This is a genomic window from Paeniglutamicibacter sp. ZC-3 (genome assembly GCF_025847175.2).
GTDB classification, from domain to species: domain Bacteria; phylum Actinomycetota; class Actinomycetes; order Actinomycetales; family Micrococcaceae; genus Paeniglutamicibacter; species Paeniglutamicibacter sulfureus.
In genome coordinates this window covers 565,482-582,930 of record NZ_JAOYTG010000001.1, presented here as the reverse complement: position 1 = coordinate 582,930, position 17,449 = coordinate 565,482, and the positions used below count along the sequence as shown (strand labels likewise).

The 17,449-nt window shown below is 67.0% G+C and carries 15 protein-coding genes; 6 read left to right on the top strand and 9 right to left on the bottom strand.

Annotated elements, in window-relative coordinates; genetic code table 11:
* The first annotated feature begins 29 nt into the window (after window positions 1-29).
* Complete coding sequence (locus tag OIU93_RS02605) at window positions 30-605, top strand: cupin domain-containing protein (RefSeq protein WP_264268490.1); 576 nt, start codon at window positions 30-32, stop codon at window positions 603-605.
* 80 nt (window positions 606-685) lie between these two features.
* Here OIU93_RS02605 and OIU93_RS02600 read toward each other — a convergent pair whose 3' ends face one another.
* Window positions 686-1,303, bottom strand: a complete 618-nt coding sequence (locus tag OIU93_RS02600) for a VanZ family protein (protein ID WP_264268489.1) — start codon at window positions 1,301-1,303, stop codon at window positions 686-688.
* 79 nt (window positions 1,304-1,382) lie between these two features.
* Window positions 1,383-3,194 carry an amino acid permease gene (locus OIU93_RS02595; protein ID WP_264268488.1) on the bottom strand — a complete coding sequence of 604 codons (1,812 nt, stop codon included), beginning with the start codon at window positions 3,192-3,194 and terminating at the stop codon, window positions 1,383-1,385.
* Between the two features lie 335 nt (window positions 3,195-3,529).
* Here OIU93_RS02595 and OIU93_RS02590 point away from each other — a divergent pair, with 335 nt between their 5' ends.
* The 3 genes from OIU93_RS02590 to OIU93_RS02580 all read left to right on the top strand — a co-directional run bounded on the left by OIU93_RS02590 (window position 3,530) and on the right by OIU93_RS02580 (window position 7,252).
* Window positions 3,530-3,967 carry a hypothetical protein gene (locus tag OIU93_RS02590; protein WP_264268487.1) on the top strand — a complete coding sequence of 146 codons (438 nt, stop codon included), beginning with the start codon at window positions 3,530-3,532 and terminating at the stop codon, window positions 3,965-3,967.
* 613 nt (window positions 3,968-4,580) lie between these two features.
* Window positions 4,581-5,573, top strand: a complete 993-nt coding sequence (gene speB / locus OIU93_RS02585) for an agmatinase (protein WP_264268486.1) — start codon at window positions 4,581-4,583, stop codon at window positions 5,571-5,573.
* Window positions 5,570-7,252: a thiamine pyrophosphate-binding protein gene (locus OIU93_RS02580; protein ID WP_264268485.1), complete on the top strand. Its 1,683-nt coding sequence runs from the start codon at window positions 5,570-5,572 to the stop codon at window positions 7,250-7,252. The genes speB and OIU93_RS02580 overlap by 4 nt, the downstream gene beginning before the upstream one ends.
* A gap of 29 nt (window positions 7,253-7,281) precedes the next feature.
* Here OIU93_RS02580 and OIU93_RS02575 read toward each other — a convergent pair whose 3' ends face one another.
* On the bottom strand, window positions 7,282-8,058 hold the full coding sequence (locus OIU93_RS02575) for a MerR family transcriptional regulator (RefSeq protein WP_264268484.1): 777 nt from the start codon (window positions 8,056-8,058) through the stop codon (window positions 7,282-7,284).
* An 80-nt stretch (window positions 8,059-8,138) separates the two neighbouring features.
* Entirely contained in the window at window positions 8,139-10,280 is a 2,142-nt protein-coding gene (locus tag OIU93_RS02570) for a heavy metal translocating P-type ATPase (RefSeq protein ID WP_372342854.1), read from the bottom strand.
* A 176-nt stretch (window positions 10,281-10,456) separates the two neighbouring features.
* Between OIU93_RS02570 and OIU93_RS02565 the strand changes: the two genes are divergently transcribed.
* Window positions 10,457-10,801 carry a histidine phosphatase family protein gene (locus OIU93_RS02565; RefSeq protein WP_264268483.1) on the top strand — a complete coding sequence of 115 codons (345 nt, stop codon included), beginning with the start codon at window positions 10,457-10,459 and terminating at the stop codon, window positions 10,799-10,801.
* A gap of 29 nt (window positions 10,802-10,830) precedes the next feature.
* Window positions 10,831-11,121: a histidine phosphatase family protein gene (locus OIU93_RS02560; protein WP_264268482.1), complete on the top strand. Its 291-nt coding sequence runs from the start codon at window positions 10,831-10,833 to the stop codon at window positions 11,119-11,121.
* A gap of 160 nt (window positions 11,122-11,281) precedes the next feature.
* Here OIU93_RS02560 and purU read toward each other — a convergent pair whose 3' ends face one another.
* The 5 genes from purU to OIU93_RS02535 all read right to left on the bottom strand — a co-directional run bounded on the left by purU (window position 11,282) and on the right by OIU93_RS02535 (window position 17,448).
* Complete coding sequence (gene purU, locus OIU93_RS02555; RefSeq protein ID WP_264268481.1) at window positions 11,282-12,148, bottom strand: formyltetrahydrofolate deformylase; 867 nt, start codon at window positions 12,146-12,148, stop codon at window positions 11,282-11,284.
* Between the two features lie 222 nt (window positions 12,149-12,370).
* The gene (locus OIU93_RS02550) at window positions 12,371-12,988 is read right to left on the bottom strand and encodes a sarcosine oxidase subunit gamma (protein ID WP_264268480.1); all 618 of its coding nucleotides are present in this window, start codon (window positions 12,986-12,988) and stop codon (window positions 12,371-12,373) included.
* Complete coding sequence (locus OIU93_RS02545; RefSeq protein WP_264268479.1) at window positions 12,981-15,893, bottom strand: sarcosine oxidase subunit alpha family protein; 2,913 nt, start codon at window positions 15,891-15,893, stop codon at window positions 12,981-12,983. Before OIU93_RS02545 ends, OIU93_RS02550 begins: the two co-directional genes overlap by 8 nt.
* On the bottom strand, window positions 15,890-16,213 hold the full coding sequence (locus OIU93_RS02540) for a sarcosine oxidase subunit delta (RefSeq protein WP_264268478.1): 324 nt from the start codon (window positions 16,211-16,213) through the stop codon (window positions 15,890-15,892). Before OIU93_RS02540 ends, OIU93_RS02545 begins: the two co-directional genes overlap by 4 nt.
* A gap of 17 nt (window positions 16,214-16,230) precedes the next feature.
* Window positions 16,231-17,448: a sarcosine oxidase subunit beta family protein gene (locus OIU93_RS02535; protein WP_264268477.1), complete on the bottom strand. Its 1,218-nt coding sequence runs from the start codon at window positions 17,446-17,448 to the stop codon at window positions 16,231-16,233.
* Window position 17,449 lies beyond the last annotated feature (1 nt).

The following is a 17,449-nucleotide window of genomic DNA, read 5'->3' as shown; positions in this document are numbered from 1 at the left end:
CCCTCGAGCCCACCTGGAGACCCGCGCCGATGAAAGCCCTGCCCGTTGAGCCCAGCAGTGCTGCCCTCGCCATCGGCTCGCGGATCCGGGCGGCGCGTCATGCCCAGCGTCTGACCATTGACCAGATCGCCGAATCCACGGGCTTGACCAAGGGTTTTCTCTCCCGGGTGGAGCGCGATTTGACCAGCCCCTCGGTGGCATCGCTGGTGACCCTTTGCCAGGTACTGTCCCTGGAGGTCGGGGAGCTTTTCACCCAGCCGGACACCCACGTGGTCAGGCTTGCCGAGGCCCCGCGCATCTCACTGGGAGGCGAAGGAATTGTCGAAAGGTTGGTGACGGCGCGTTCGGAGCGGCGCCTGCAGGTGATTCGCGCCGTCATTGCCCCGCACGGCGAGGGTGAAAAGGAGCTCTACTCGGTGGATTGCGAGGTGGAGGTGCTCCATGTCCTCTCCGGGCGCTTTGTGCTGATTTTCGCCAACGAGCGCCTTGACCTCGACGCGGGGGACACCGTGACTTTCCCGGGGCGCGAGCCGCACAGCTGGAAGAATCCAACGGGCGAGGAAGCCATCGTCACCTGGACGCTGGTCCCCGCCGCGTCGCGTTAGGACCCGTTGCCCAACCCGTGGACGAAACCCGCGGAAAAGACCTCCAGCCGCCACCGTCCGCTGGCCGCTTGTGTTCGGGCTTAGCCGGGGACATTGTCCTTCGCCGTGTTCCCTGCCAGCTGTGCGGGTACTGAGTGCATGGAGAGGGCCGCGGCGTCCCGCGGCGGCGCGTAGCGCAGGGGAGAGGCCACGAAGACCCCGGTCAAAAGCAGGGCGAACACGGTCCCGATCGTGCAGATCCGTGTCATGACCGCGGTCGTCCTCGCCTGAAGCCGGTGCCGTGCCAGGTCGAGCAGGCCGATCCCGGCCAGTCCACCGGCGGTGTTGACGACAAGGTCGGTGGCATCCGAGCTCCCAAGGGCCAGGACGTACTGGATGACCTCCAGCGCCGCGCTCGCCCCGGCGACCGCGCCCGCGGCCTTCCACCACTGCCGCGACGGTGCGAGCAGGCCAAGGTAGAGGCCGAAGGGCACGAAGAGCAGGATGTTCGCGACAACTTCGAAAGGTGCGCTCGCCCCGAACCCTGAACCGGGAGCGAACGGGACCAGCTTGAGCTTGCGAAGCACGCCCCCGCCGAGGTACGGGACTTCGAGCTTCCACAGCACGATCCAGGCGAGCAGGCAGAGATAGGCAACGAACAGCGCGAGCAGCAATTTGCGCCCGCCCTCTCGGGACGGATTCTTTTCCACAGCAGACACACAGACTCCACGACAAGCGACAGGGACCCTGCAATCCTAGGCCGCGGGGGCAAGCCCGCGGTGTCGAATGCCAGGTGCCTTAGCCCACGTGCACCCAGGGGCGCTTGCCGATGGCCGGCTCGGCCTCGCGCAGCACTTCGCGCGTCAGCGGTGCGATCTCGCCCTGGCCAAGGAACAGGAAGCGCAACAGGTTGTGCACCGGGTTGCCTTCGGTCCAGCGGAAGTAGATGTGCGGCATCAGGCCGGTTTGGTCGCGGATTTCCAGGCAGATCGCGGCAATGGCGGTGGGCACGGAAGGCGCCTCGGCCTGAAGGATCTTGTATCCGTGCCGGGTGGTCCCGGTAACCACGATGTCCTGGGCGAAGTCCGAGAAGTCCGAGACCCTGATCTCGATGAAGACCACCGGCGCATCCTCGGGCAGGTGGCTGGCCATCCTTGCGTGGGCAAGCTTGTGCCGGTAGCGGGCGGCCGAGAGGCGGACCGGCTCATGGGCGATGATCCGCACCATCGAATCCCGGCTGGAGGTCTCGATGATCTTCAGGGCCTCCGCATCGAGGGTCACCGACGTGGCCCGCAGTTCCGTGGAGCGCCGGAAACGCGAAACCATGGAGACGACGATGATCCCGGCGATGAAGAACCCGGCAATCCGGATGCCGTCGGGCCGCTCGACGACATTGGCGCCGGTGGTGTAGATGAATATGGCCGAAATGATCCCGAAGCCAATGGCCCGCCACCGCTGGCCCTTGCGCCTGGCCGAGATGGTGACCGCCACCGCGGCCGAGGCCATGAGCACCAGCACGCCGGTGGCGTAGGCGGCGCCCTGGGCGTCGACACTTGCCTCGAACAAGATGGTGATGACCACGGCAATGCCGATGAGTACCAACACCAGGGGGCGGACGGCCCGTGCCCACTCCGGGGCCATGCCAAAGCGGGGCAGGTAGCGGGGAATGAGGTTCAACATCCCCGCCAGGGCCGAGGCACCGGCAAACCACAGGATCAGGATGGTGGACAGGTCGTAGACGCTGCCGAATCCCTCGCCGAGCATCGAGTGGGCCAGGAACGACAGCGCGCGGCCATTGGCCTGGCCGCCGGGCTGGAATTCCGGGGCGGGTATCAGCAGGGTGGTGACGATCGAGGAGGAAACCAGGAAGACGCTCATGGTCAGTGCCGCCGTCAGCAGGAGCTTCTTGGCTCCGGCGATGCGTCCGAGTGGACTGGCCTCGGTGTCCCCGGGTGCCTTCCGGATCTGGGGCATCACGGCCACGCCGGTTTCGAAGCCGGACAGACCCAGGGCCAACTTGGGGAAGACGATCAGGGCAATGGCAACCATCATCCAGGGGTCCGAATGCGAGGCCGTCAGGTTCAGCCACCAATGGTCTACGGGGGCGGGGTCGCGAACCAGCGACGCCACTGCGACGGCAATGACGACGAGGTTGAGCAGCAGGTAGACGGCGACCAAGCCAACGGCCAGCCAGATGACCTCGTGGAAGCCGCGCAGGAACAGTGCCCCCAGCAGCAGGATGAGGACCAGCGTAATAATGACTTGCTGCCCGTGGAATGCATCGGGGGTGAAGGGGTTTTCGATGATGTGCGCCGTGGCATCGGCCGAGGACAGCGTAATGGTGATCATGAAGTCCGTGGCCGCAAAGCCCAACAGCACCAGGACGAACAGTTTGCCCTTCCAATGGGGCAGCAGACGCTCGAGCATGGAGATCGAACCCTGCCCGTGCGGGGATTCGTTGGCCACGCGCCGATAGACCGGCAACGCCGCACCCAGGGTGACTGCCACGAGCAAGAGCGTGGCCAACGGGGCCAAGGCGCCGGCCGCCAGTGCGGCAATGGCGGGTTGGTAGCCAAGCGTCGAAAAGTAGTCCAGGCCGGAGAGGCACATAACCTGCCACCATCGGTGTCCGGTTGGCGTGGATCCGGCGGGTTCCGCGTGGTCCTGACCTATTTCGGTGTCACGGAGCCACCTTGAAAAGCGTTTTGGACGGGTCTTGGTTCGCACGGGCGAAACCAGTCCGGCTGACGCAGAGGTTTTCTTCACGAGAAGGAACGCTACTCTTGCCCAACGAGCCTGGACATAGATGGTGACAACTAGTTTGGTGACGTGCGCGACAGTACGCCGCTTTGACATTCAGCCGCCGAAAAGCAACCATTTTGTAGCGGCATACATCAGGGAAGTCGTTTCCTGCGTTGCACCCGCCTGCTTTAAGGACTTTGTTTGTGAGTACCCTGCCCGAAGACACATCCTTGGTTCCTTGGCGACCCAAGCGGCTCTGGGCACCGTGGTGGCTGGCGATGATCCTGGGCGGGACTGCGGGGGTCACATTGACACTGCTCCGGACCTCCAGAACGTTTGTCATTCCCGGCGCGATAGCCCTGGCCATGATCATCATTTTTATCAGCGTCGCCACGATCTTGCGTCGGCAATTCCATTCCGAGGCCCTGGAGCCACCGATGTCGCTTTCCTATCTTTTGTGGATGGTGTTGTTGATTTTCCTCGTGGGTCCCGTCCAGCTGGTGTTGCTGCCCTCGAATCCACAGGAAGTGATCGTCAAGGCACTGGCATTGTCTGTGGGCATATCCATTTGCATGTATGCGGCGGACCGCGCCTTGTTCTCTTCGTTTGCGAAACGGGAGCGTCCCAGGCAGGACGTTTGACCGGTGGCTTTCAGTGATGGAAAAGCACGGCTTTCCATCACTGAAAGTGCTTCTAGGCATGCCCGATGAAAAGCCCCCCGCCGCCGACCTTGATCACGCGCGGCGCTCGCCGAGATCGACGGACTCTTCGGCGCCATGGTGAACTCCACCGAGGCGCCCCGAGCTTCATGCTCGGTGTGGTGCTGATCGTTTCGACCATCCTGGCACTTCTGTATGTGTTCTTGATGCGCGAGCTGGCCAGGCCGCGTCCCACCCCGTCTAATCCGGCCAAGTTCGACGAACTGATCCACACCCGATTGCGCTGTGCTGGCAGTTGCCGATTCGGTGCTGCGTAGGCACCGGAAGTAACAAGCGGCTGCCGGGTGTGTCCATATTGAACGATTCTCGCAGGGTGGACGGAGCCATGTCAGGGCCGTGTTGGGCGTTGACGGGGGCAGGGCCCATGCGGGGAACGTGGCGGCACCGCGCCATGCTCGCCCATCTGATCCCCGGGCCGAGGCGGGTGCCTTGACTGTTGCCCACACCACAAATAGCATACAGGGCAACGGTTGTTTCATATTGAGCAACAAGGCATGTTCGGCGCTCGGTGCCGGAAACCCTGAGGGAGAAGAACGTGGAAGAACTCCGCATTGAAGAAAACGGAAACATCGGGCCCATCGACGCCTCAAGGATTCCGCGTTTTGCCGGACTGGGGACCTATGCCCGGCTCCCGCGCATCGACCAGGTGCCGGCCGCCGACATCAAGGTCGTGGGTGTTCCGTTCGACGCAGGAGTTTCCTATCGGCCAGGTGCACGTTTCGGGTCCACGCACATCCGCGAGTCCTCCCGCCTGCTGCGTCCCTACAACCCGGCCCTGGATGTCTCGCCCTTCGCGCTGACCCAGGTGGCCGACGCCGGGGACATGGCGGTAAACCCGTTCAACATCAATGAGGCCATCGAGACCATCCAGCAAAACGCCTTGGACCTCACTGCCGACGGCTCCACCCTGGTGACCCTCGGCGGGGACCACACCATCGCGCTGCCTCTCTTGCGCGCCGCCGCCGAGCGGGCAGGCGCGCCGGTGGCAATGCTGCATTTCGATGCGCACCTTGACACCTGGGACACCTACTTCGGTGCCGAGTACACCCACGGCACCCCCTTCCGCCGCGCGGTGGAGGAAGGCATCCTCGACACCGAGGCCATCTCCCACGTGGGCACCCGCGGCCCGCTCTACGGCAAGAAGGACCTTGAGGACGACAAGCGCTTCGGCTTCGGCATCGTCACCAGCTCGGATGTCTACTACCAGGGCGTGAACGAGATCGTGCACAAGCTGCGCGACCGGATCGGCGATCGCCCGCTCTACATCTCCGTGGACATCGACGTGTTGGATCCGGCGCATGCCCCGGGAACCGGAACGCCCGAGGCCGGCGGCATCACCAGCCGCGAGCTGCTGGAGATCATCCGGGGGCTGCGCGGCATGAACATCGTCGGGGCCGACATCGTCGAGGTCGCCCCCGCCTACGACCATGCCGAGATGACGGGCGTCGCCGCGTCGCACGTGGCCTACGACCTGGTCTCGCTGATCGCAGACAAGCGCGCCAACGACAAAAAAGCGGCCCAGGCATGAGCCCGGACGACATCGCCGAGGTGGGCACGCGCAACGGCGGGGACCTGGTCATCGAGACCCTCGAGGCGCTCGGTGCCCACACGGTCTTCGGCATCCCCGGCCAGCATGCACTGGGCCTTTTCGATGCGCTCTCGCGCTCGAAGCTGCATTTCGTCTCCTCCCGCGTGGAAAACAACTCCGCCTTTGCCGCCGACGGCTATGCCCGGGCCACCGGCGAGGTCGGGGTGCTCTTCCTGTCCACCGGGCCCGGCGCGCTGACCTCCCTGGCCGGTCTGCAGGAGGCCTATGCCACTTCTGTGCCCATGGTGGTGGTGGCCAGCCAGATTCCGCTGGACGGGCTCGGCGCGCGCCGCAAGGGCATGCTGCACCAGCTCGATGACCAGAAGGCCTCCGCGGCGAACGTCACCAAGTCCCAGCGCACCGTCCACCACGCCTCGGGCATCCCCTCGGCCATCCAGGACGCCTGGGCCGATGCGATCACCGTGCCGCAGGGCCCGGTCTGGGTTGAGGTCCCGCAGGACGTCTTGCTGGCCCCGGTTTTGGTCCCGCCGGTCATCGACGCGCTGGCCGAGGCCTACGAGCACCCGCCGCGCGTCGAACTCATCGACGAAGCGGTCCGCTGGCTGGCCAAGGCCAGTCGCCCGGTGATCGTGGCCGGCGGCGGGGTGCGCCGGGCCGGGGCCAAGGACGCACTGCTTGCCGTGGCCCAGTCCCTGGGCGCCCCGGTCGTGTGCTCGCCCGGCGGCAACGGCGCCTTCCCCTGGAACCATCCGCTGTCGCTGCAGTCCTGGGTCGAGGACCGGCACGTCACCGAGGTCCTGGAGGACGCCGACGTGCTGATCGTGGTGGGCTCCGCCCTGGGCGAGGTCACCAGCAACTACTTCACCCTGGAGCCGCGCGGGCACCTGATCCAGATCGATGCCGAGCCGCGCGTGCTCGAATCCAACCGCCCAGCACTGGGCATCCGGGCCGACGCCAAGGCGGCGCTCGAGTACCTCGGCGAGGCGCTGGGCATGCTCGAGGGCGGGACCGAGGCCGACTGGCACGGGAAGGGCCCCGAGAAGGTCGTTGCCGACACCCTGGCCAAGGTCTTCGCACGGCTAGACGCCCAGGACCTGTCCAAGGAGCGCACCTTCATGGCCGACATCCGGGCCGCGGTGCCCGATGACATGCAAACGTTCTGGGACATGACCATTTCCGCCTACTGGGGATGGAGCTGTTGGGACTCCAAGGCCGGGGAGTTCCATTCCGCCCAGGGTGCAGGCGGCTTGGGCTTCGGCTTCCCCTCGGCCATCGGCGGGGCGCTGGGGCTGCAGGTCGCGGGCAAGACGCCCGCACAGGCGCGCGTGCTGGCGGTCTCCGGCGACGGCTCGGCCATGTACTCCATTGCCGAACTGGCCACCGCTAAGCAGCACCAGGCTCCCGTGACCTGGCTGATCGTCGACGACGGAGGCTACGGGATCCTGCGCGAATACATGGAAGGGGCCTTCGGGAAGGCCACCGCCACCGAGCTGGCCCGCCCGGACTTCGTGGCGTTGGCCGAATCCTTCGGGATCCCGGCCCGCCTGGTGGACCCGGAAAACGTGCGCGAGGCGCTCGAGGAGTCCTTTGCCGCCGACGGCCCCAACGTGGTGGTGGTGCAGACGCTGCTGAAGATGTTCGCGCCAACGCACTTGTAGAAGGCGGGATGCCTGCACACTCTTTGCGGCTACGGCATCGTCTTGACGTGGATCATCAGGGCATCGCGCACGAAGGACGCGCCCTCGAAGCCGCCGTAGTTCGCCGCGAAGCGCTCGTCGGCCACATACATCTCCGCCAGGCCCATGACGTACCCCTTGGTGTCGCCGCCCGGCTCCGCCGCCGGGGTTCCCGGGATGCCGCTGAGCCACTGGACGTGGCGCCGGGCCAGGTCCTGGGCCTGCGGGGAGTCCGGGGTGGTTCCGGCATCCCGGGCCGCGGCGATCCAGTCGTTGCCCAGGTCCTTCATCCGGAGCTTCCAGTCCTCCTGCCCATCCTTGCCCAACCCGCGCCACCAAGCGTCGGAGCGGGAATAGGCTTCCTTGCCCCAGCGCTGTTCCACCTCGTCCCGGTGCACCGTATGGTCAAATCCGTCGAACATGTTTTTTGCCATGAGCTTCCCTCTTCCTTGCAGTGAATCGATGGTGTGCTGCACCGCGGCGATCCGTCGCGCGAGGCGGTCTTGTTCGGCGCGCAGCAGACCCAGGTGCGTTTCCAGCGCCGCGGCCTCGTCCGCCGCGGCCTCGTCCGCCTCGGCCTCGATGACCTGGTGGATCTGCGGCAGGCCGAGTCCCAGCTCGCGCAGCAGCAGTACGCGCTGCAGACGGATCAGTGCGGCCTCGTCGTAGTACCGGTAGCCGTTGTGTCCGATGCGGCTGGGCGGCAGCAGGCCGATGTCGTTGTAGTGGCGCAGCGTGCGGCTGGTGGTGCCGGCGAGCCTGGCGACCTGTTGTATCGACCGTTCCATGGAATCAACGGTAAATCTTGACGCAACGTCAATGTCAAGAGGAGGGGCGCCTACTGCGCGGGTCGCCGGGGCCGTGCCGGCTACTTCCTGCGGTCTCGATCGAGCCCGGCGCCGGGGCGCAGATCCAGGCGGCGCAGCAGCTGCGCATTCAACGCCACCACGACGGTGGAAACCGACATCAGCACCGCACCGACGGACATCGGCAGGACGAAGCCGATGCCGGCCAGCGCTCCGGCGGCCAGGGGAACGGATACCAGGTTGTAGCCGGCCGCCCACCACAGGTTCTGCTTCATCTTGCGGTAGCTGGCGTGGGAGAGGTCCAGGACCGAGAGCACCGAGCGCGGATCGTCGCTGGCCAGGATGACCCCGGCCGAGGCAATGGCCACATCGGTGCCGGCCCCGATGGCGATGCCGACATCCGCTTGCGCCAGCGCGGGGGCGTCGTTGACTCCGTCCCCGACCATGGCGACCTTCTGCCCCTCCGCCTGCAGCCCGGCGACCTTGGCGGCCTTGTGCTCCGGGCGCACCCCCGCAAAGACCCTGTCGATGCCCAGCTCCCGACCCACGGATTCAGCCACCGCCGCGGCGTCCCCGGTGATCATGACGACTTTGATGCCCCGGGCGTGAAGTGCCTCAACGGCGGTGCGGGATTCGGGACGGATTTCATCCGCCAGGGCCAGTGCCCCGATGACTGCCCCGTCGGCGATCACGTGCAGGATGGTTGCCCCGCGCGCCTTCCAGCTCTCGCTGGCCGGCAGCGGTTCAAGGGCATGGGTGGCCAAAAGGTGCGGGCCGCCGACCCCGATCTCGGCCCCGTCGACGGAAGCCTGGACACCCTCGGCCGGAGAGGAGCGGAAGCCGGTGGCGGGGGAGAGAGACAGTGAGCGTTCGCCCGCGGCCCGCATGATCGCCTGGGCCAGCGGGTGCTCGCTGTCGGATTCGGCGGCTGCAGCGAGGGCCAGGACCTGGTCCTCGGAGTGGCCCGGTACCGCGGCGATCTCGGTGAGAACGGGTTCGCCGACGGTCAGGGTGCCGGTCTTGTCGAAGAGCACCGAGGTTACCTGGCGCATACCCTCCAGGGCGAGCCGGTCCTTGATGAGCACCCCGCCCTTGGCGGCGCGTTCGGTGGCGATGGAAACCACGAGCGGGATCGCCAGTCCCAGGGCGTGGGGGCAGGCGATGACCAGCACCGTGACGGTCCGGATGACCGCCGCGTCCGGGTCCCCGAGCAGCGACCAGACGGTGGCGGTGATGAGGGCCGCGCCCAAAGCGAACCAGAACAGCCAGCCGGCGGCAGTGTCGGCGATGCGCTGGGCGCGCGAACTGGAGGCCTGTGCCTCGGTGACCAGGCGCTGGATGCCCGCCAAGGCCGTGTCGGCCCCGATCGCGGTGACCTTCACGCGGACGGCGGTGTCGGTGGAGACGGTACCGGCCACCACGTGTTGACCGGGGCCGCGGGACACCGTGCGGGACTCGCCGGTGATCATCGACTCGTCCATCTCGGCGGTTCCGTCGGTGATTTCCCCGTCGGCCGGGATGCGTCCGCCGGGGCGCACGATGACGACATCGCCCAGTTCCAGGGAGCCGGGGGCTACCTGTTGGACTTCACCGCCGACGATGCGTTCGGCGGTGTCGGGCAACAGCGCGGCCAGTGAATCCAGGGCCGAGGTGGTCTGGGCCAGGGACCGCATCTCGATCCAGTGGCCCAGCAGCATGATGACGATCAGCAAGGCGAGTTCCCACCAGAAGTCCAGTCCGTGGTCCAGAAGGCCGAGGCTCGCACCCCAAGAGGACAGGAAGGCGACCGTGATGCCCAGGGAGATCAGCAGCATCATTCCCGGTTTGCGGGCCGCTAGCTCGTCCCTGGCCCCGGAGAGGAACGGCCGTCCGCCCCAGAGGTACATCACCGTGCCCAGGACCGGGGAGACCCACGGGATCCACGCGGTCCGGGGCAAGGTGACGCCAATGAGCATGGTGAACATGGCGTTGAAGGCCAGAACCGGTATCGAGATGGCCAGCATGACCCAAAAGAGCTTCCTGAAGACCGCCACGTGGTCTCCGTGCCCGCCGTGGCCCGAGTGGTCGCCATGCCCGGCGCCGGCATGTTCAGGGTGGACCATGCTTTCGTGGTCGTGTTCCGGATGTGCCGAATGCGGTCCATTGCCAAACTGGCGATTTTCCGGGTCCGGCGGGGCTGCCGTGCTGTGCTGGTGTTCGTTCATGGCGCCAACATATACCCCTAGGGGGTATATGTCAACGGCTCGACGGCGAGCTCATCCGGAGATCGTTTCCGTGCCTGGGCTCGTGTCGCGATCCTCCATGGCCTGCATGGGCGCCGAGGCAGGAAGCCTGGATACCAATTCGTCGGACCGTCGTGGCCGCAGGGAAGATGGTGGACATGCGACTAATCCTCATTCGGCACGGCCAGACCACATCGAACGTCGGACACCACCTCGACACCGGCGAGCCGGGGGCGAGCCTGACTGACCTCGGTCGTGAACAGGCCCGGGCGCTGCCGGCGGCGTTGGCTGCCACCACCATCGAGGCGATCTATGCTTCCACGCTCCTTCGCACCCAACAGACGGCGGCCCCGCTCGCTGCCGCGCTCGGGCTCGAGGTAGGTATCCGTGCCGGGCTTCGGGAAATTCCGGCCGGGACGTTGGAGATGGCCAACGACGAGGCCTCCATTGAGGCATACCTGTCCGTTGCCTTCGGGTGGGCCGATGGGCCACTGACGCCATAATCGCCGGGACCGGGGAGGACGGGCAGGCGGTGCTGGGACGTTTCGACGACGTTGTCGCCGAAGTGGTGTCCACGGGTATCGATACCGCGGTGCTCGTCACCCACGGCGCCATGATCCGAGCGTGGGTCGGAGCCCGATGCGGGAACCTCCCCAAGGGATTCACCGCCCTTAACGCTGTTTCGAACACCGGTGTGGTTGTGGTGGAGGGAACTCCGGGCAGCTGGCGGGCAGAAAGCTGGCAGGAACAGGCCCTGGGCGGATCCGGGCTGGAGGATGCGTCCACCGATGGCGCGGCCGCCGAGGTCCTGGCGCGGGAGTGATCCGGTAGGCAAGGGAACAACATTTCGCGGGCACCGCCATGCCCGCAAGACATCCCTCGACCCGGTGAAGTAGTTGGTTTTATGCCCAAAACGCTTCGGGCCGGCGGGAACCCGAAGGATCCCGCCGGCCCGAAGGTCGGAACGCATGGTCGTGCGTTTGTTAGCGCAGCACCACGGTGCGGTTGCCGTAGAGGAACACGCGTCCCTCGGCGTGCCACTTCACCGCGTTGGACAGCGCCTTGCATTCGGTGTCGCGCCCGGCGGCCACCAGGTCCGCGGGGGAGTAGGTGTGGTCGACGTCCTGGACCTGCTGGGAGATGATCGGTCCCTCGTCGAGCTCGGCGTTGACGTAGTGGGCGGTGGCGCCCACGGTCTTCACGCCGCGGTCCCAGGCCTGGTGGTAGGGCTTGGCGCCCTTGAAGGACGGCAGGAACGAGTGGTGGATGTTGATGGTCTTGCCGGTGAGCTTGCGGCTGAGCTCGTCACTGAGTACCTGCATGTAGCGCGCCAGCACCACCAGCTCCACGTCGAACTCGTCAATGATGTCGAGCAGCTTCGCCTCGGCGGCCGGCTTGGTCGCCGGGGTGACGGGGACGTGGAAGAAGGGAATGTTGTGCCACTCGGCCAGCGACTGGTGGTCGGTGTGGTTGGAGACCACGGCGACAACGTCGATGGGCAGCTCGCCCAGGCGAGCCCGGTGCAGCAGGTCGTTAAGGCAGTGGTCGAACTTGGAGACCATGATCAGCACGCGCTTCTTGGTGCCCTTGGGCGCCAGCGTCCAGGTGATGCCGTATTCGTCGGCCAGGGTGGCGAAGCCGGCGCGCATGGACTCGGTCAGGCCCGGGGCGTCGGCCCCGGCAAAATCGACGCGCATGAAGAACTGCCCGGCACGGCGGTCCCCGAAATGCTTGAGCTCGACGATGTCGCGGCCCTGGGCAAGCAGGAACCCGGTCACCGCATGGACGATGCCGGGGCGCTCCGCGCAGGCGACGGTGAGGATGTGTTCGACTTCAGTTGGTGTATCCACGTTCGGCACTCCGATACATGCGCGGCCGCCGGGGCCGCGCGAAGGGTGGTCTGTTTACTTTGCTGCTGGTGTTCCGCTGGCAATCTTAGATGCGGGTTGCCCGCATTCCCGATTTCGTGCCGTGATGTTGCGTCCACGAGCGCGGCGGGCGACCCCGCATCCTCCCTGGCAAGGGGAGGGAACAGGATCGCCCGCGGTCGCAACGAGTGTGGCGGCGTGCGCCTAGTCGATGGGGGCGGAAGCGAATTCCGTCATGGCATCGAGCAGCCAGCGCGCCGTGTAGTCGGCAAAGGACGCCCGCGGCAGCAACCGGAAGGTGTCCTCGGCGCTCTTCCACAGCAGCACCGGAACCGGGCCGAGCACTGTGGTGATCGCGGTTCCCACGCCGAAGCTGCGCGGGTGCAGGTCCGCCGGGCAGCCCTTCTCCAGCACTTCTCGGGCACTGGGTCCCGAGAGCTCGATGACGGTGCGGTTGGCCGAGAGGTCGACCACCTGGCCCGGGGCCTGTCCCAGCGCCTGGACCAGGTCGCCGAGCAACTCGGTGCCCTCCGGTGCAACCAGCAGGAACTCGTCCGGGCCGCTCCAGAGCACGGCTGTCCCGTCGGCGGTCCCGGCGACCTGTCCCACCGAGTCCGGCAGGCCGACGCCGGTTGCCGCGGCCAGGGCGGCGTGGGCTTCGGTTCCCGGCTCGGCGCGCACCCCGAGCTGGGTGGTGAACGCGATCTCGCGCAGCGACACGCCGCGTTCGCCTTGCACCGAGCCCTGCTCGAGCGCGGATGCCAGGTGCGCCAACGGACTGGTGCGCAATACGGAAATATCAGTCAAGACCTGCTCAGCCATCTCGACGGCTCCCTTCGGAATCAAAAAGTACGGTTTCGCCCACGACGACATCCACGAGCTTGCCGTCGACGAAGGCCGACAGCTCCTCGCCGATGCGCGCCCGGCCGTTGGAGATCATGGCCATGCCGAAGCTGCGGCCCAGTGCCGGTGACAGGTAGCTGGAGGTGACGAACCCCTGCATCGGCACCGGCGATACCGACTGGGTCAGTTCGGTGCCCTTGTTCACCAGCTGGGTGCCTTCGGGCAACCGGAGGCTCTTGTCCGCCGGCAGCACGGTGACCAGCTGCTTGCGGTCCTCGCGCTGGTTGTCCACGCGGTCGAAGGAACGCTTGCCCACAAAGTCCTTGACCTTGGAGACGACCCATTCCATCGAGGCGTCCTGCGGGGTCACGGTGCCGTCGGTGTCCTGCCCGACGATGATGAAGCCCTTTTCGGCGCGCAGCACGTGCATGGTCTCGGTGCCGTAGGGGGTGATGTTGAATTCCTCCCCGGCCTCCGCCACGTCTTCCCAGACCTTCAGGCCGTACCAGGACGGCACGTTGATCTCGTAGGCGAGTTCGCCGGAGAAGGAGATGCGGCAGACCCGCGCCTCGATGCCGGAGGCCAGCGTGGTTTCCTTGAAGGCCATGAACGGGAAGGACTCGTTGTCCAGGTCCAGTTCGGGGGCGACCTTGGCCAGCACCGCGCGGGACTTGGGCCCCACGACAGCGACGGTCGAGTACTGCTCGGTGACCGAGGTGCAGGTGACGTCCAGTTCCGGCCATTCGGTCTGCAGCCATTCCTCCAGCCAGTCCAGCACGCCGGCGGCGCCGCCGGTGGTGGTGGTCATGAAGAAGCGGTCCTCGTCCAGGCGCAGGGTCACCCCGTCGTCGAAGATCATGCCGTCGGCCTTGCACATCAGGCCGTAGCGGGCCAGGCCCGGCTTGAGCTTCTTGAACGCGTTGGTGTACATGCGGTTCAGGAACTCGCCGGCGTCCTTGCCGCGGATCTCGATCTTGCCCAGCGTGGACGCGTCCATGAAGCCCACCGAGTCGCGCACGGCCTTGGACTCGCGGTAGACCGCGGTGTCCATGTCCTCGCCGGCCAGCGGGTAGTACCAGGGGCGCTTCCACTGCCCGACGTCCTCGAAGAGCGCGCCGCGGGCCACGTGCCACGGGTGGATGGAAGTCAGGCGGGCCGGGTCGAAGAGCTCCCCGCGCTCGCGCCCGGCCAGGGCCGCGAAGGCCACCGGGGTGTAGGGGGCGCGGAAGGCTGTGGTGCCGATGCCCGCCACGTCGTTGGTGCCCAGGGCCGCGGCGATTACGCCGATGGCGTTCACCCCGCTGGTCTTGCCCTGGTCGTTCGCGGTGGAGATGGAGGTGTAGCGCTTCACGTGCTCCACCGAGCGCATGCCCGCGCCGACCGAACGCAGCACGTCGGCCACGGTCTGGTCGCGCTGGAAGTCCACGAAGTGGCTCTTGTAGTCGGCGGCCTCACCTTTCAGCGAGGGAACCAGCCACAGGGCGCGCGACTCGCCCGGGGTCTCCACCGGTGCGCTGGGCACCGAGGCCGAGGTGCTGAACCCCGCGGCGGTTGCCGCGTCGGCCCCGGCGCGGGCGCCCTCGGCCAGCGCGGAGGCCAGCTCGAGGCGCCCGTTCATGGCACCTGCGGTCTGCTGGTTGGCCACCGGGTGCTGTGGGACGAAGGCGGAGAGCGCCTCGCTCCAGCCCAGGCGGCGTTCGCGCTGGGAGTGCAGGTGCACCACGGGGTTCCAGCCGCCGGAGACGGCCAGGACCTCGGCGTTGATGGTCTCGGCGTCCCCGACCAGTGCGCCGGCGGCATCGATGCCGCTGATGGTGACCGAGGACAGCGAGCCGTCGGGACCTGCCGAGGTGTCGGCAACCACGGAGCCGACGATGACCCGGATGCCGCGGGCAGAGACCTCGGTGGCGCGGATCGAGGGCTCCTCGCGGGCGTCGACGACAGCGGCGACCGTGGTGCCGGCGGCCAGCAGGTCCTCGACCAAGGCGTAGGCCGAGTCGTTGGTGGTGGCCACGACGATGTTGTTGCCGACCTGCACGCCGTAGCGGTTCAGGTAGGAGCGGGCCGCGGCCGCCAGCATGATGCCCGGGCGGTCGTTGTTCTCGAACACCAGCGGGCGTTCGTGGGCGCCGGTGGCCAGCACGACCTGCTTGGCCCGGATGTGCCAGATGCGCTCGCGGGACACCCCCGCGCCCAGCTCGCCGGCCAGATGGTCGGTGCGGCGCTGGACGGCCACGAAGTAGTTGGCGTCGTAGCTGCCAAACGCGGTGCTGCGGGAGAGGTAGGTGAACTCGGGCGCATCGGCCAGGACCGCGCGGGTCTCGGCGATCCATGCGGCGGCGGGCTTGCCGTCGATGGTTTCGGTGGAGGCCGAGAGCAGCGAGCCGCCGGCCTCGGGCTGCTCGTCGATGAGGATGACCCGGGCGCCGGACTTGGCCGCCTCGCGGGCGGCGGCCAGCCCGGCGGGGCCGGCACCGACGATGAGCACGTCGGTGTGCACGTGCTTGCGGTCGTAGATGGCCTCGTCGGTGCGCGGGTCCAGCTGGCCCAGGCCCTGCAGCAGGGTCACGTCCATGCCGTCGGTGAGTTCCACCGTGGTGGCCGGGAGCATCGATTCATTCACGTGTCCGGCCCAGCGGGCGGCGACCTTGACCAGTGCGTTGGATTCCTCGACGCCGGCCGAGACGATGCCGCGCGGGCGCTTGAGGTAGAGCGAGTCGCCGCAGGCGCGGATTCCGGCTCCGAGCATGGCCGAGGCCACGGTGTCCCCGGCGAAGCCGGTGAAGGCCTTGCCGTCAACGGTGAAGGAGAGTTCGCGGGTGCGGTCGATGCGGGCGGAGGCGGCTGCGTCCGCGCCGAGTCGGTGCGAAGAGGTGGTGCTCACTTGGTTCCTCCCTGTGCTGCGGTGTTGGTGGCCGGGGCGTTGGTGGTCTTGATCGGTTGCGGCTCGCCTGGCTTGTAGACGGCCTTGAATTCATAGGTCACGGTGTCGCGCACCGCGTTGAACCAGCGGCGGCAGCCGGCGGAGTGGACCCAGCGTTCGGCGAAGAGCCCCTTGGGGTTCTGGCGGTAGAACAGGTACTTGGCCCACTCGTTGTCGTTCAGGGCCGAGGGGTCCTCGGGGTAGGCCACGTGGGCCTCGCCGCCGTAGCCGTATTCGGTCTCGTTTCGGGGCCCACACCAGGGGCATTCGATGAGCATCATTTTGTGTGGATCCCTTTCTAGTGGGCCACGGCTGCGGCGCCGTGTTCGTCGATGAGGTGGCCGGTCTCGAAGCGCTCGATGGAGAAGCCCGCGTTGAGCTCGTGCGCCTCGTCGTTGGCGATGGTGTGGGCGAAGGTATAGCCGGCGCCCGGGGTGCCCTTGAATCCTCCGGTGCCCCAGCCGCAGTTCACGTAGAGCTGGTCGATCGGGGTCTTGGAGACGATCGGGGAGGCGTCCATGGTGGTGTCCACGATGCCGCCCCAGGTGCGCAGCACGTGGGCCCGTCCGAAGATCGGGAAGAGCTCGACCGCTGCTGCCATCTGCTCCTCGATCACGTGGAAGGCGCCGCGCTGGCCATAGCCGTTGTAGGAGTCGATGCCCGCGCCCATGACCAGTTCGCCCTTGTGGGCCTGGGAGACGTAGACGTGCACGTGGTTGGACATGACGACCGTCGGGTGGACCGGTTCGTGCAGTTCGGAGACCAGTGCCTGCAGCGGGTGCGACTGGATGGGCAGGTCGAAGCCGGCCTGTTCGGCCAGCACCGAGGAGTGCCCGGCGCCGCAGAGGGCGACCTTGCCGGCGTTGATGGTGCCGCGGGACGTCTTCACGCCGGTGACCCGGTTGCCGTCCTTGATGAAGCCGGTGACTTCGCAGTTCTGGATGATGTCCACGCCCATTTCGTCGCACTTGCGGGCGAAGGCCCAGGCGACGTGGTCGTGCTTGGCGATGCCCGCACGCGGCTGGTAGGTCGCGCCCATGACCGGGTAGCGGATGTCGTCCCCGATGTTGATGATCGGGCACAGTTCCTTGACCTGCTCGGGGGTGATCCATTCGGCGTCCACGCCGTTGAGCTGGTTGGCCCCGACCCGGCGCATGGACTCGCGCACGTCGCCCAGGGTGTGGGCGAGGTTCATGACCCCGCGCTGGGAGAAGAGGAAGTCGTATTCGAGTTCCTCGGGCAGCTGCTCCCAGAGCTTGAGGGACTTCTCGTAGATGCCGGCGGATTCGTCCCAGAGGTAGTTGGAGCGAATGATGGTGGTGTTGCGGGCCATGTTGCCGCCAGCCAGCCAGCCGCGTTCCAGGACGGCGATGTTTGTCATGCCGTGGTTCTTGGCCAGGTAGTAGGCGGTGGCCAGGCCGTGCCCGCCGCCGCCGACAATGACTGCGTCGTAGGAGGACTTGGGTTCCGGATTGCGCCAGAGGAATTCTGGGTGCTCGGGGAGGATATCGGCCATG